The sequence below is a fragment of the Camelimonas sp. ID_303_24 genome (assembly GCF_053543495.1).
Window position 1 is genome coordinate 66,994 of sequence record NZ_JBLLJM010000022.1, and the last position, 12,973, is coordinate 79,966.

At 66.0% G+C, this 12,973-nt stretch carries 12 protein-coding genes; 4 read left to right on the forward strand and 8 right to left on the reverse strand.

Annotated features, from left to right (window positions below; all coding sequences use genetic code 11):
• Window positions 1-109: 109 nt before the first annotated feature.
• Complete coding sequence (locus tag ACERNI_RS15845) at window positions 110-739, reverse strand: TetR/AcrR family transcriptional regulator (RefSeq protein WP_448834224.1); 630 nt, start codon at window positions 737-739, stop codon at window positions 110-112.
• Window positions 740-1,006: 267 nt separating this feature from the next.
• Here ACERNI_RS15845 and ACERNI_RS15850 point away from each other — a divergent pair, with 267 nt between their 5' ends.
• On the forward strand, window positions 1,007-1,831 hold the full coding sequence (locus tag ACERNI_RS15850; RefSeq protein WP_448834225.1) for an SDR family NAD(P)-dependent oxidoreductase: 825 nt from the start codon (window positions 1,007-1,009) through the stop codon (window positions 1,829-1,831).
• 134 nt (window positions 1,832-1,965) lie between these two features.
• Window positions 1,966-3,525, forward strand: coding sequence for an acyl-CoA synthetase (locus tag ACERNI_RS15855; protein WP_448834226.1), 1,560 nt, complete (start codon window positions 1,966-1,968; stop codon window positions 3,523-3,525).
• Between the two features lie 109 nt (window positions 3,526-3,634).
• On the opposite strand, the gene ACERNI_RS15860 is transcribed toward ACERNI_RS15855, so the two are convergent.
• From ACERNI_RS15860 to atzF, 5 genes are all read right to left on the reverse strand, one after another.
• Window positions 3,635-4,600, reverse strand: coding sequence for an alpha/beta hydrolase (locus tag ACERNI_RS15860; protein ID WP_448834227.1), 966 nt, complete (start codon window positions 4,598-4,600; stop codon window positions 3,635-3,637).
• 106 nt (window positions 4,601-4,706) lie between these two features.
• Complete coding sequence (locus tag ACERNI_RS15865; protein ID WP_448834228.1) at window positions 4,707-5,486, reverse strand: ABC transporter ATP-binding protein; 780 nt, start codon at window positions 5,484-5,486, stop codon at window positions 4,707-4,709.
• Window positions 5,479-6,336 carry an ABC transporter permease gene (locus ACERNI_RS15870; RefSeq protein WP_448834229.1) on the reverse strand — a complete coding sequence of 286 codons (858 nt, stop codon included), beginning with the start codon at window positions 6,334-6,336 and terminating at the stop codon, window positions 5,479-5,481. Before ACERNI_RS15870 ends, ACERNI_RS15865 begins: the two co-directional genes overlap by 8 nt.
• A complete protein-coding gene (locus tag ACERNI_RS15875; RefSeq protein WP_448834230.1) occupies window positions 6,333-7,298 on the reverse strand; it encodes an ABC transporter substrate-binding protein in 966 nt (321 codons plus the stop codon). The genes ACERNI_RS15870 and ACERNI_RS15875 overlap by 4 nt, the downstream gene beginning before the upstream one ends.
• Before the next feature lie 49 nt (window positions 7,299-7,347).
• The gene (gene atzF, locus ACERNI_RS15880) at window positions 7,348-9,198 is read right to left on the reverse strand and encodes an allophanate hydrolase (RefSeq protein ID WP_448834231.1); all 1,851 of its coding nucleotides are present in this window, start codon (window positions 9,196-9,198) and stop codon (window positions 7,348-7,350) included.
• A 151-nt stretch (window positions 9,199-9,349) separates the two neighbouring features.
• On the opposite strand from atzF, the gene ACERNI_RS15885 reads away from it, so the two are divergent.
• A complete protein-coding gene (locus ACERNI_RS15885) occupies window positions 9,350-10,252 on the forward strand; it encodes a LysR family transcriptional regulator (protein WP_448834232.1) in 903 nt (300 codons plus the stop codon).
• 54 nt (window positions 10,253-10,306) lie between these two features.
• Here the strand turns inward: ACERNI_RS15885 and ACERNI_RS15890 are convergent, their stop codons facing one another.
• Both ACERNI_RS15890 and ACERNI_RS15895 read right to left on the reverse strand, forming a co-directional pair.
• Window positions 10,307-11,578 carry a glycosyltransferase gene (locus tag ACERNI_RS15890; RefSeq protein ID WP_448834233.1) on the reverse strand — a complete coding sequence of 424 codons (1,272 nt, stop codon included), beginning with the start codon at window positions 11,576-11,578 and terminating at the stop codon, window positions 10,307-10,309.
• A 383-nt stretch (window positions 11,579-11,961) separates the two neighbouring features.
• Window positions 11,962-12,165 carry a hypothetical protein gene (locus ACERNI_RS15895; RefSeq protein ID WP_448834234.1) on the reverse strand — a complete coding sequence of 68 codons (204 nt, stop codon included), beginning with the start codon at window positions 12,163-12,165 and terminating at the stop codon, window positions 11,962-11,964.
• A 378-nt stretch (window positions 12,166-12,543) separates the two neighbouring features.
• On the opposite strand from ACERNI_RS15895, the gene ACERNI_RS15900 reads away from it, so the two are divergent.
• Window positions 12,544-12,960 (forward strand): DUF930 domain-containing protein, encoded by a 417-nt coding sequence (locus ACERNI_RS15900; protein WP_448834235.1) that lies wholly within the window; start codon window positions 12,544-12,546, stop codon window positions 12,958-12,960.
• Window positions 12,961-12,973: the final 13 nt, after the last annotated feature.

The window sequence follows — 12,973 nt, forward strand, 5'->3', positions numbered from 1 at the left end:
TGCCCCCCGGCGCGGTTGCCAGCCAGACGGCAATGTCTGGTCGGTCAGAACGCACTCAAAACAAGGAAAACAGCAGCCGTTGCCGGGCAATATGGATCGGAAAACGGCTCTAGTCGCCGGTCGGCGGCGCTCCCGTCCCGGCAGCGCCTTCCTGGGCAATTCCTGTGGCAAGCGCGTCCAGATAAGACTTCGCCACGGCCTGCAACGGGCGCGGGCCGTCTGGGCGCCACCATTTCGTCAGATGGTTGAAGGCGCCGAACAACATGCTGGTGGTCAGCAACGGGTCGCAGGGGCGGATGGAGCCATCCTCAATGCCGGCGCGCACGAGGTTGCGGACATCGCGATGCAGGGCGCGTTGCCGTTCACGGCTGCTGTCGCGAAGCGGCTGGGGGATGTCGTTGAGATTGATCAGGACGAGGCAACGTCCGAAGTCGCTGCAGATCAGCTCCGCATAGCGCTCGAAGAAGATGCGGACCTGGCCATAGCCGTTGACGCCCTTCTGCTGTCCTTCAGCCAGCGCCGCCTCGATCGACTGGAGGGCCTGTTTGCGACAGTTGTCCAGAAGCTGGTCTTTCGATTTGGCGTAATAATACAGCGCCGCCGCGGTCGTTCCGAGTTCGGCCCCGATGTGGTTCAGGGAAGTATTGTGATAGCCCCGCCGCGCGAATACGCTGCCGGCGGCCCGAATAACCTCCTGACGTTTGTCCTGATAGCGTTTGACCCGCACCGTTGCATCCATGAAAGCTGACAGCCCTGTTCGCAGTTACGTTCTGCTGGAACGCGCTCCCGGAGAGGAAGCCCCGGGAACGTGCTCTTGACATGCGATTCACTACATATCAATTTTATTGAACGTTCAATAGAATTTTAAAGCGCAAACGGTTTCAGGCGCCTGCAACCTGTCGGCAAAATGGCGGTTCATGGCGGACCTGAGGGGGGCTGTGACCCGCCGGGGCGTTCAACAATACCGCAGCCTGAACAACAGGCCGGAAGACAAGGGATGGAATACATGAGGCAGCTTGAGGGTCGCGTCGCGATCGTTACGGGGTCTGGTCGCGGAATTGGGCAGCAGATCGCGCTGCGCCTGGCCAGGGAAGGCGCGAGCATCGTCGTCAACGATCTGGATGAGGCGCCAGCCGCGGAAACCGTGACCCTGATCCAGGACAGCGGCGGCAAGGCCGTGGCCTGCGCCGGCGACGTCTCCGACAAGGACTTTGGCCACCGCATCGTCAGGACTGCCGTCGATACCTTCGGCGATTGCCACATACTGGTGAACAACGCCGGTTATACGTGGGACAACGTCATCCAGAAAATGTCGGATGAGCAATGGGATGCGATCATTGATCTGCACCTGAGCGCCCCATTCCGAATTCTGCGCGCCTTCTTTGACCACCTGAAAACCGCGACCGAAGCCGAAAAAGCCAGGGGCCTGCGGGTGGTGCGCAAGGTCGTCAATATCTCCTCGACCTCCGGGGTGAACGGCAATGCCGGGCAGTCGAATTACTCATCCGCCAAGGCCGGCGTGGTTGGCCTCACCAAAGCTGTCGCCAAGGAGTGGGGACGCTATGCGGTCACCGTCAATGCGGTGGCGTTTGGCTATATCCAGACGCGGCTGACCCAGCCGCTGCAGGCGGGCGACAGCGGGACGATCGACGTCGATGGCCGGCAGATCAAGGTCGGCGTCCAGGGCGGGCGGATCGCGGCGCTGAACCAGATGATCCCGCTTGGACGGGGCGGAACCCCGGAAGAGGCGGCGGGCTCTGTCTACCTGTTCTGCAGCCCCGACAGTGACTACGTCAGCGGCCAGTGCCTGGTGGTCAACGGCGGCGCCTGATCCGGATCATCCAGGCGGCCGCCGTCTGGCATGTGGCGCCGCCAACGTGACGGCGCAACTGTTGGGACGCGACCGCCCGGGCTCGCCGCCTTGTCCGGCGTCCATGCCCGCACTGTGTGTGGCGGAGGAAATACATGCATCTGACCGAAGGCCTGAGGCGCGCCTGCGCCGGGCAGGGAGACGCCGTAGCGGTGGTGTTTGGCGGGCAGCGCTGGACCTGGAGCCAGTTCGGCGACCGGGTGGCGCGCCTTGCGTCCGTGTTCCGCGCCCATGGCGTGGTTGCCGGAGATCGCATCGCCATGCTGGGGCACAGCAGCCACCGATATCTTGAGTATTACTACGCCGCGCTCTGGAGCGGCGGCGTCATCTGCCCCATGAACACCCGGCACAGCCTGCCGGAACTGCTGTACCAGGCTGCGGATTCCGGGCCTGCCGTCCTGATCGTGGATGATGCCTTCATCCATCTGGCCGGGTCGCTTCGCCAGGCCCTGCCGGATCTGAAGCTGGCCCTGCACGCCGGCGATGCGGACGCGCCGCCCGGCATGTTGTCCTATGAGGCCGAATTGGCGGGCAGCTCTCCCTGCGCCGACGCTGAACGGGGCAATGATGATCTTGCCTGCCTGTTCTATACGGGCGGCACCACGGGCCGCGCCAAGGGGGTGATGCTGAGCCACGCAAACCTGCTGGCGAGCATACGCAGCAATATGACGGCCTCAGGCCCGATGCCGCCTCCGGCGAGCCTGCACGCCGGGCCGCTGTTTCATCTGGCGGCGGGCGGCCGGGTTTTCTCAACAACCCTTGCCGGGGGGCGGCATATTGTGCTGCCGGCGTTCGCGCCGGCCGATGTGTTGCGAACCATCGCGCGGGAAAAGGTGACAGCCGCGACCTTCGTGCCCACCATGCTCGCCATGGTCATGCGCCACCCGGAGTTTGACGCCCATGACCTGTCCAGTCTTGAGCTGATCAGCTATGGCGCGTCTCCGATGCCGGAGACGCTGCTGCGCGAGGCCATTCGCCGGTTTCCCAAGGCCCGTTTCGCCCAGTCCTACGGCATGACGGAAACATCGCCCCTTGTGGCCCGCCTCGGGCCGGAGGATCACCAGCCGGATGGCCCGGCAAGCCACCGGTTGCGCTCCGCCGGCCGGCCCGCGCCGGGGGTCGAGGTGCGCATTGTCGACGCGGAGGATCGCGCTCTTCCGACCGGGGAGGTCGGAGAGATCATCGTGCGGGGGCCGAATGTGATGTTGGGGTACTGGGGCAAGCCGGAGCAGAGCGCCACCGCCATGCGCGGCGGTTGGATGCATACGGGCGACGCCGGGCGGCTTGATGCGGATGGCTACCTGTATGTGGTCGACCGCACCAAGGACATGATCATTTCGGGCGGAGAAAACATCTATTCCACCGAGGTGGAGAATGCGCTCCTGCAACATCCCGACGTGGCCCAGTGCGCGGTGATCGCCGTGCCGGACGCCACATGGGGCGAAGCGGTGCACGCGGTTATCGTGCCGCGCGAGGGCGCCGACCTGGATGCCGACGGGCTGGTCGCCCATTGCCGGACGCTCATCGCCGGCTACAAATGCCCACGGAGCGTTGAGTTCCGTAGTGATGGCCTGCCCCTGTCAAGCGTCAACAAGGTCGACAAGGCCAGGCTTCGCGAACCGTTCTGGAATGTCGAAGGCCGGCAGGTGAACTGATGCGCATCCGGGCTTGCGCATCGTCGAGCGTCGCAAGTCCAAGTATGCCCGTGCGAGCCGCTCCCGCCCGCCAGGTGGCCAGCGGGCGGGCGAGGCGAAGCGGGCCGGTTCAGGAGAGGGCGGCCCCGGTTTCGGGGACTTTTGCCCAGGGTTGCGCAGGTAATCGGGATGCGCGCAACATGTCGCGCGCCAGCGCGGTCAGCGCGCCATCCGGCCGGGCCAGTTCCTGAAGAATGGTGAAATGATTGGCGCCAGCGACAGGCGCGGCGCGACAGGGCCGGCCGGCCGCCGCGCTGGCTTCCGCCAGCGCCCGGGACTGGCGCTGCAATTCGGGCAGTTCATGCAGCCCCCAGGCAAGCGCCAGCGGCGCGGCGCGCGCGGCCGCCGGCCGGTGAAGCGGGCTGCACCCGACGATCTCATCCGCGGAAAGCCTGAGGGCGTCGTCCAGATAGCTGGCGGCGATCGGCGCCAGATCATGAATGCCGGAAATGGCCAGCACGGCGTCGACCTCCGCCATGTCCAGACAGCACGCCGCCAGGTGCCCGCCCGCCGACCAGCCGGACGCCATCAGCTGGTTGCGGGCAACGCCGCGCGCGGGTCCCTGGTCGCGCAGCCAGCGGATAGCCGCGCGGATTTCGCCAACGATGTGCGTCAGAGAGGCTTGCGGGGCCAGCGTGTAGCCGGGCAGGGCGACGTCAACGCCGTGCGCCAGCAACCCTTCCGCCATGCAGGAGAACATCTCCTTGCTGTTCCGCTGCCAGTAACCGCCGTGAATAAAGACAAACAGCGGCGCGTTGTCCTGGCCAGAGCGGAAGATATCGATGCGATTGCGGGGGGCGGAGCCATAGGGCAGGTCGAGCAATTCGGGCTGCCGGGCCCTGAGCGTCGCGCTGCGGGCCGTCCATTGCGCCAGCCAGGCGGCGCTGTCCGCTACCGCGACGGAATTGTTGTAGGCGGCGTCCAGCTTCCCCCTCCCCCAATTGCGCCAGCTCTCCCCATCGCGCCTGTTCTTCCCCTCGCGCCAGCTTCCGGCCTGGGGCGGGAGCGGGGCGTCGCGTGTGGCTGCATCGGTCATGACCGCTCCTGCGATGGTGGGTTTGGCAAGCACACCGGAGCGGGATCCGTTCAACCAGAAACGCATCCCGCCCAAACTTTTCGGGTTCCCGTGATCTTTCGCCGGATCACGCCGCCTTGCGGGCGTGGTGGCTGTGCAGACGCTGGTTCAGGTCGCCGCGAATGGCGTTGAACGCTGGCGAGGCGACGTCGCGGGGGCGTGGCAGATCCAGTTGCAGTTCACTGTCGATGCGCCCCGGCCCCGGCGACATGGCCACAACGCGGTCGGACAGGAACACCGCCTCTTCGATGGAGTGGGTGACGAACAGCACGGTCAGCCCGGTGCTGGCCCACAGGCCCAGCAATTCGTCCTGCAGGCGGTCGCGGGTCATGGCGTCGAGGGCGCCGAAGGGTTCGTCCATCAGCACCACCTCCGCGTCATTGGCCAGCACGCGGGCGATGGCGACCCGCTGCTTCATGCCGCCGGAGAGCTGGTGGGGGTAAGCGTCCGCGAACTTGCCGAGGCCGACCATGTCGACATAACGGCTGACCGTGTCCTGGATCTCGGCCTTCGGGCGGCCGCGGGCGGCGAGGCCGAAGCCGATATTGCCGCGCACGGTCAGCCAGGGAAACAGGCCGTAGTCCTGAAACACCATGCCGCGCGACGGGTCCGGGCCGCTGATCGGCTTGCCCCACATCAGCGCCTCGCCCGAGGTCGGCTGCTCGAAGCCGGCGGCGATGCGCAGCAGGGTGGACTTGCCGCAACCCGAGGCGCCGATGAGGCAGATGAATTCGCCTTTGCGCACCGTGAGGTTGGCGCCGGCCAGCGCCTGGATGCGCTGCCCCGAGAAATCGAAATTCTTGCTGACATTGCGCATTTCGAGGATCGGAATGGTCGGTTCAGACATGGTTCGGACTCCAGGAAAGCAGGCGGCGGCCCAGCAGCATCACCAGGCGGTCGGAGAGAAAGCCGAGGGCGCCGATGGCGATCATGCCGGCGATGACGATCTCCGTGCGCGACAGTTGGCGGGCTTCCATGATGATGGCGCCAAGGCCGGTCTGGACGCCGGTCATCTCGCCGATGACGATCACCACCCAGGCGAAGCCGAGGCCAAGACGCAGGCCGGTGAAGATGGCCGGCAGCGAAGCTGGCAAAACCACGCGGCTGAACTGCGCCGGGCCCTTGCAGCCAAGCATGCTCGCCGCCTCGAACAGCCGCGTCTCCACGGCGCGAACGCCAAACACCGTATTGATGAGGATGGGATAGAACGCGCCGAGGAACACCAGGAAGAACGCCGAACGCGGGCCAATGCCGAACAGGATCATCGCCAGCGGCAGCCAGGCGGTCACCGGGATTGGCCGCAGCAGTTGCAGGGTCGGGTCCAGCATCTGCCGCACGAACGGCACGCGGCCGATTAGCAGGCCGAGCGGCAGCGCCACGAGCACGGCGAGGCCAAAGCCGCCGAGCACCCGCCCCACCGACGCCAGCACATGGGTCAGCAAGGTCTGGCTGAAGGCGTCGTCGTTGATGCCGCCGAAAGCAAGGTCCCAGAAGGCGCGGGCGACTTCCGCCGGCGGCGGCACCAGGCTGTAGGCCGCGCCAGCGGTGGCGAAGTGCCAGCCAGCGAGAATGGCGGCGGGAAAGGCAAGGGCCAGGGCGATCTGGCCGGTCCGGCCGCCGAATTCCCGCAGCCGGGTGGTGGAGATGCGGCCATGACCGCGCGCCGCGGGCGGCGCCCCCTGCATGACGATGCTCATGCGCGTCCTCCAATCTGGTCGATGGCGCCGGTCTGGAAGAAGGTGGCGAAATCGGGCAGCCGCCGGATCTGCTTCAGGTCAAGCATGCGCTGGGCGTAGGTTTCGCCGCGCTTGCGGTCCTCGGGCGTGAAGTCCCACACCAGATCGACGTTGGGCACGGAGCGGGCGATGGCTTCCGGCTTCTGGCCCAGCTTCGCGACAGCCATGGCGGCCATGCGGTCGCGGTTGGCCATGGCGAATTCGCAGGCCTTGCGATGCACCTCCAGCAGCACCTTCACCTGTTCCGGCCGCGCCGCCAGCGTGTCCTTGTGGGCGGCGGTGATCATGTTCAGCGCGCCCAGCGGCGTGCCGTAAGGATATTCGACGATCTTGCCGATGCCGGCGGCGAGGCTGACGCCTGGGCCAGGTTCGGCGCCCACATAGGCGTCGACGTCGCCCCGGGCGAGCGCTGCGTGCATCTCCGAGAAGGAAATGCGCACCGGCGTGATGTCCTTCACCGACATGCCTTCCTGGGAAAGGCGTTCGAGGATGAACATCTCCTGGGTGGAGCCCGGCCAGATGGCGACGCGCCTGCCCTTCAGACCCCTGATGGAATTGATGCCGCTGTCCTTGCCGGCGACGACGCCGACGCCCTTGTTGCAGGCGCCGGCGATCAGCGCCACCGGCTCGCCGGCCGAGGCGCCGAGCAGGCCGGCGGCGATGCCGAACATGCCAAAATCGACGGACTTCGTGACGACGGCATTCTTGCCCTCGGTCGGGCTTTCGAAGGGAATGACGTCGATGCGGTAACCGGCCGGGGTGAACTGCTCATAGAAATAGGGCGCGATGGAGTGGATGAGCTTGAGCGCGCCCATGCGGATGACGACCGGCTTGCCGGACTGGGCGCGGACGCCGGTGCTGATGACGGCCGGGGCGGCGAGGGCGGCCATGGCGCCCATCAGGAACTGTCTGCGCTGGATCATGATGTGGCTCCTTTGCCTGGCTTCAGGCGGGGTTCTGATCAGACGCCGGTCAGGCGGCGCGGGCGGCGGTCAAAAAGGCGCGCCAGCCGCCAAAACCGGTGATGTCGCGGGCGCCCGCGACGGCGTGGGGTTCGCAGAGAAAGCCCTTCACGACCGAGCCGTCCTCCAGTTCCACCGAGCCAATGCCCAGCGGCGCAGGTATCTCTGCAACAAATGTGCCAAAGGCCTCCGGCGTCAGGCGCCACAGTTCGAGGGCGACGCCGCCGCGGCCGCCGTCGCGCAGCAGGCCGGGCTTGGCAGGCGTGCTTCCCGCAAGCGCATAGAGGCTGTAGCCGTCGCCTGTTTTCGCGGCGCCCAAAAATTCGGCATTTCGATCGGTTAATTGCCAGTTGAGCGGCTCGCCGCGCAGATGGGCGCCGACCACCGCCAGCGTCACGCCTGCGCGCGGCGTTGTCGCGACTTGTGTTGTCGCGACCTGCGCGGTCGCCGCCAGGGCCTGGCGCGTTGCCCCAAGCGAGGCTGCCGGCGCGGCCCGGTGCAGCAGGTCGCCAATGGCGGCGAGCCTGCCGTCGCTGAAAGCGGGACCGACAAGGGTGACGCCGGTGGGACGCCCGGCGTAAGTCAGGTCGGATGGAACGGCCAGCGCGGCCAGATCCATCAGGTTGACGAAATTGGTGAACAGGCCAAGCCGCGCATTGCAGCCGACGGGATCAGCCAGCATGGCGTCGATGGACGGGTGCTCTGGCGCGGTGGGCGTCAGCACGATGTCGACGGCGCTCCAGATCGCTTCGGCCTGGCGGAGCAGGGCCGCCAGCCGGTATTGCGCCTGGAAGGCGTCGACGGCAGACCAGTTCTCGCCCCGGGCGATAACCTCGCGCACGACGGGGTGAACGCTGGCGGCGTTGCCGGCGAGAAAATCGCCGATCGCCGCCAGCCGCTCGGCGACCCACGGGCCCTCATAAAGCAGCGCGGCCGCCTGGCGCAGGGGCGTCCAGTCAATGGCCACCGCCGCGCCGCCGATCGCTTCCAGTCGCGCGATTGAGCGCGCGTAAGCCGCCTGGACGATGACATCGCACGAGGCCAGGGTTTCGGGGTCCAGCACGCCAAAGCGGAAGGGCGCGACCGCCGGCGTCGCCAGCGCATCCGCAGGCGCGCGGCGGGAATACGGATCGGCGGCGTCGAAGCCGGCGATGATGCGGGTGACCAGCAGGGCGTCGGCGACGGTCGCCGCGAAAACCGAGACACAGTCGAGGCTGCGGCAGGCGGGCGTGACGCCGCTCGTGCTGACCAGGCCCTTTGTCGGCTTCAGCCCGACCACATTGTTGAAGGCGGCGGGAACCCGGCCCGAGCCGGCGGTGTCGGTGCCGAGGGCGAATGGCGCGAGACCGGCGGCGACGGCGATGGCCGAGCCGGAGCTGGAGCCGCCGGAAACCAGCGCCGGGTCAAGCGCCGACGCAGGGATGCCATAAGGGGAGCGGCTGCCGTTCAGCCCGGTGGCGAACTGGTCGAGATTGGTCTTGCCAACGGGAATGGCGCCAGCCGCAACCAGACGCGCCACGGCTGTCGCCGAAACAGCCGGCGTATAGGCGAAGGCCGGGCAGGCGGCGGTCGTGGGCAGGCCGGCGACGTCGATGTTGTCCTTCACCGCGAAGGGAACGCCATACAGCGGCAGATCCGCGCCGGCGGCCAGACGGCGGCGCGCCGCCGCCAGCATCGTTTCGACAGCCGCGAGTGGCGTGACCGAAATCCAGGCGTGCGAAGCGGTGGCGGCGCTGATGGCGGCGTGCGTCGCCCGCAGATCGGCAAGCGCGTCGCGGCCCGCCAGGTATGCGGCGACCCGTGACGACAGGTCGGCGAACGGCAGGTTGTCGGGCGACAGGTCGTCCAGATCGGCGGGCATTGGCAACTCCGGCGTGATGTGATCGCCGGAACAGGTTGGTGCTCCATCCTGTTGCCGTCTATTGCCCGTTTTCGAACAATGTGTTTCTTAAAACGCAACGCCATGCGATCTGACGCCGGACATGCATGGGGCCCCACGGGAAGCAGGGACGATGAAGCATCTCAGAACGTTCGCGTGCATTCTCGACGTGGCGAAGAGCGGTTCGATCCGCAAAAGCGCCGAAAGGCTGGCGCTGACGCCCTCGGCGCTCACCCGCAAGATCCAGGATTTTGAACAGGAAATGGGCGTGACCCTGTTTGAGCGCCTGCCCCAGGGCATGCGCCTCAATCCGGCGGGCGAGCTGGTGGTGCGCCATATCCGCGACCAGCTCTCGGATTTTGAACGCATCCGCTCGCAGATCGCCGATCTGTCGGGCGAGCGGCGCGGCCACGTTTCGGTGGCGTGCAGCCAGGCATTCGCCCACGAATTTCTGCCGGCCGAGATCGCCGCCTATCGCGCCGCTCACCCGCTGGTGTCGTTCAATCTGATGGTGCGCGATCACGCGCACGTCGTTGCCGCGCTAACTGCATTCGAAGCGGATCTCGCGGTGGTGCTGCAGCCGCCGCCGGCGCCGGAGTTCATGCCGCTGCTGGTGCTGGAGCAGCCGGTCTGCGCCATCGTCGCGGCGGATCATCCGCTGGCCGCGACCCGGGGGCCGGTGCGGCTGCGCGATTGCCTGCGCTGGCCGGTGGTCATGCCCGACCGCAGCCTCGCCATCCGCTATCTGCTGGATGCGGCGCGGCTGCGCGTTTCATTGCCGGTGCAGGTTGCGCTGGAAACCGGCTCGTTCGAGGTAATGCGCAGCTACGCCATGCGTGAGCATGTGGTGACGTTCCAGATACGCGCCGGCGTGCCGCACGAGAATGAACAACTGGTCGCGCGTGAGATCGACGCCCGCGACATGGCGCCGGCGCAGACCGTCGTCGGCCAGTTGCGCGGGCGGACCCTGCCGGTCGCCGCCGCCAGGTTTATGGAGCAGGTCGTGCGGGCGCTGGCATCGGACGCTGGTCGTTGAAGCCGCAGGCCGCCGGGGCCTGGCCAGGCGGCTGTGCCCGAAGGCGCGCCATGGTCAGGGGCGCCAGGGGGGCGGCAGAGGCGTCTGCGAGGTCTGGCTGAGGCCCACCTGGTTGAGAAAGGTCTGGAAATCGGCGAGATCGCCGGCAATCGACGGGGTTTGCGAATAGGCGAGGGCCGCTTTGGACGCCGTTTCCAACCGGACCGGATCCAGCAGCATGGCCGCCATTTGTGCGGGCTCAATCGGAAAGGCGCATCTGTCGCTGCCTTGCGGCAGCCCATCCAGCGCATGGCGGGAGCCAAAAACGGGCTTGCCCGCGGCCAGAGCTTCCATGACCTTGATTTTCAAACCCGTGCCGTCGACGGGCGCGATCACGACTTTCACACGCGGGTAGAGGGCGTCCAGATCATCGACAAACCCCAGGAGGCTGACATGATTTGTGCCGGCAGCCGCCGCGATAATCCTGGGGTTCAGGCTGACTTCGCCCGCGATCGCCAGGGAGAAGCGCTGCAACAATGCGCTCTGGCTGGCGAGAAAGCTGGCGATGCCATCGACGTTGAACGGATTGCGCGAGCCGACGAACAGCATATCGTAGTCGTAACCTGGGCTGGATACCCTGATTGCCCCGGCCTGCGGCCCGGCAGCACGATAGTTGGGCAGAAAAAACACCTGCTTGTCCGGGAAGAACAGCCGAAACATGCCGGTTTCTGTCTTTGCGATCGACAGCAGCGCCCCGGCGCTTTGAAGTAAGCCAATCTCACTCCGGAATTTCTCAATGATCCGGGTGCTCGTAATCTCATGCCTGAACCGCTTGCTGAACTGCAAAAAGTCGAGGTCGTGCGTCTCGATCGCGCAGTCGCGTGGGCGAACGCCGTTCAGCTCAAGCAATCCATTGGCGTAATTTACAATATACAATGCGTCTGGATGTTTCTTGCGGAGCGCGTCGTAGCCGGGCGTCGCGCCTGGCAGACGCAGTTTCAGCAGTCGTGGTATCAGGGCTGGAAACATGCCGAAGAGCTTCTTGCGAATTTTGCTCCAGTACAGAAGGAGCGACGTGCGGCGGTCCAGCACCAGCGGCACGGTCGGAAATTGCTGTTTGAACAGCGCGATCTCCTCCGGGCCCCAGGGGCACTCGACATGGTTGGCGTAGCTGTACATGGTTACGGCGCAGCCACAGCCGAGCAGGAAGGTGAGCAGCGATTTTACACGGGAATGCGCGCCGTTCTGACGGTTTACGAAGGTGCCGTTGAAGTAAAGGATCAGGGTCCGGGGAGCCGAACGTGGGGTTGTGACTGCGGCGTCTGAATGGCTCGCGCACATCGCCATTGGCTCCAGAACTGGTGAGTGGATGTTTCAGCACGCATTTTTCGTGGCGTGCGCCGGGGTCAGCCACGCGCGGCCCCCGGCCGAAAGGCGGAAAACAGGCCTCTGTCCAGCCGCCGCCGTCATGACCCTCCCCAGGGCCCGGATTTGCCGCCCGGTTCGGGCGGTTGCCCGGAACTCCGGTATCCGGCAATTTGCACGCTGGCATGGCTCATACGCCGTCACGTCAGTTGTTTTTGTCTGAAAGCTCCGTATGGCGAGCGGGGCGCCGCCTTCGGGATTCACGGTCACGAAGATGCAGGCGCAGCCATGGCCCGAAAATCTCAGGCGCTGCTTGTGCTCTACCCAAACCCGATGTGTCAGACGCACCGGGTTTGGGTATGCACTTACTTTTTCTGGGGCGCTGCGGCGGGAGCGGCCTGTGGCTTGGCCGCTTCCTTGGCGGGCGCCGCAGCCTGGCCGCCTTGCTTCTTGGCGTCAGTGGCCTGTGAAGCCGCAGGCGCCGCTTTGGGTTTTTGCTCTGCCTGGGCAACGGTGGCCAATGGGGCAACGAGCAAGGCAGAAATGGCCAGTAGCTTGATGGCGCGCATTCATTTACTCCCATTTGTCCGGACCACTTGCGCTGGCCGCTGGGAAGCCGGCGCAGTTCGTCTCTCCGGTTTGATCGACTGCATCGCTGCAGGGTAACCACAGTGCGCTGCCGTCGAGCTCTGGAAGTTGGCGGCCAGAACCATATCAGCGTCAATTTAGCACTTTGGATTACATGCGATTGCTCCGGAGCAAGGCCGCAGCCGGCGCCGGTTCGGCCTGTTGCGATCCCGGCGCCCACAGGCGCCGACGGGCACGTCGCGCCGCTGCTGGCGCGGGCCCCTGCCACATCGCAAGGCGCATCGCGCAACTGGAGCGCAGCCCAGCCCTGCGCATCGCCATGTTGACAGGGATGCGCCGCCGATATTGAAGATCGGCGAATGATCGTTCGGTACCCCTCGGGCCTTCCGGCCCTGGCGCTGCTGGTCAGCGCCGCACTCGCCCTGCAAAGCAGTTTTGCTGTCGCTTACGACGCCAGGCTGCGCCCCCAGTTCGACCGCCTGGAATACGACACGCGACTTGAGGAAGTCTGCGGCACCGAAGTGGGTTTGAGGATCAGCAGGGAGCATCGCGGCTTCCTGGTGGACAAGGTGGTGGCCGACACGTTCAGGCGAGAGGTCCAGGTCAGGAACAGGATTGTTGCCAAAGGGGCTGTCTTCCGCAGTCGCGGCAAGTGGTTTCATCTTGCATTCGAATGCGAAACCGGGCCGCATCATATGGACGTCCACAAGATGTCCTATTCGATTGGCGCAGAGATTCCCCGCTCCCAATGGGCGCGCCACTACCTGTATGATTAGGGAGCTTCCGGTC

Bases quoted from the DNA above. Each gene is read 5' to 3' on its own strand.
- ACERNI_RS15845 (WP_448834224.1), bottom strand. From the start codon at position 739: ATGGATGCAACGGTGCGGGTCAAACGCTATCAGGACAAACGTCAGGAG.
- ACERNI_RS15850 (WP_448834225.1), top strand. From the start codon at position 1,007: ATGAGGCAGCTTGAGGGTCGCGTCGCGATCGTTACGGGGTCTGGTCGC.
- ACERNI_RS15855 (WP_448834226.1), top strand. From the start codon at position 1,966: ATGCATCTGACCGAAGGCCTGAGGCGCGCCTGCGCCGGGCAGGGAGAC.
- ACERNI_RS15860 (WP_448834227.1), bottom strand. From the start codon at position 4,600: ATGACCGATGCAGCCACACGCGACGCCCCGCTCCCGCCCCAGGCCGGA.
- ACERNI_RS15865 (WP_448834228.1), bottom strand. From the start codon at position 5,486: ATGTCTGAACCGACCATTCCGATCCTCGAAATGCGCAATGTCAGCAAG.
- ACERNI_RS15870 (WP_448834229.1), bottom strand. From the start codon at position 6,336: ATGAGCATCGTCATGCAGGGGGCGCCGCCCGCGGCGCGCGGTCATGGC.
- ACERNI_RS15875 (WP_448834230.1), bottom strand. From the start codon at position 7,298: ATGATCCAGCGCAGACAGTTCCTGATGGGCGCCATGGCCGCCCTCGCC.
- atzF (WP_448834231.1), bottom strand. From the start codon at position 9,198: ATGCCCGCCGATCTGGACGACCTGTCGCCCGACAACCTGCCGTTCGCC.
- ACERNI_RS15885 (WP_448834232.1), top strand. From the start codon at position 9,350: ATGAAGCATCTCAGAACGTTCGCGTGCATTCTCGACGTGGCGAAGAGC.
- ACERNI_RS15890 (WP_448834233.1), bottom strand. From the start codon at position 11,578: ATGGCGATGTGCGCGAGCCATTCAGACGCCGCAGTCACAACCCCACGT.
- ACERNI_RS15895 (WP_448834234.1), bottom strand. From the start codon at position 12,165: ATGCGCGCCATCAAGCTACTGGCCATTTCTGCCTTGCTCGTTGCCCCA.
- ACERNI_RS15900 (WP_448834235.1), top strand. From the start codon at position 12,544: ATGATCGTTCGGTACCCCTCGGGCCTTCCGGCCCTGGCGCTGCTGGTC.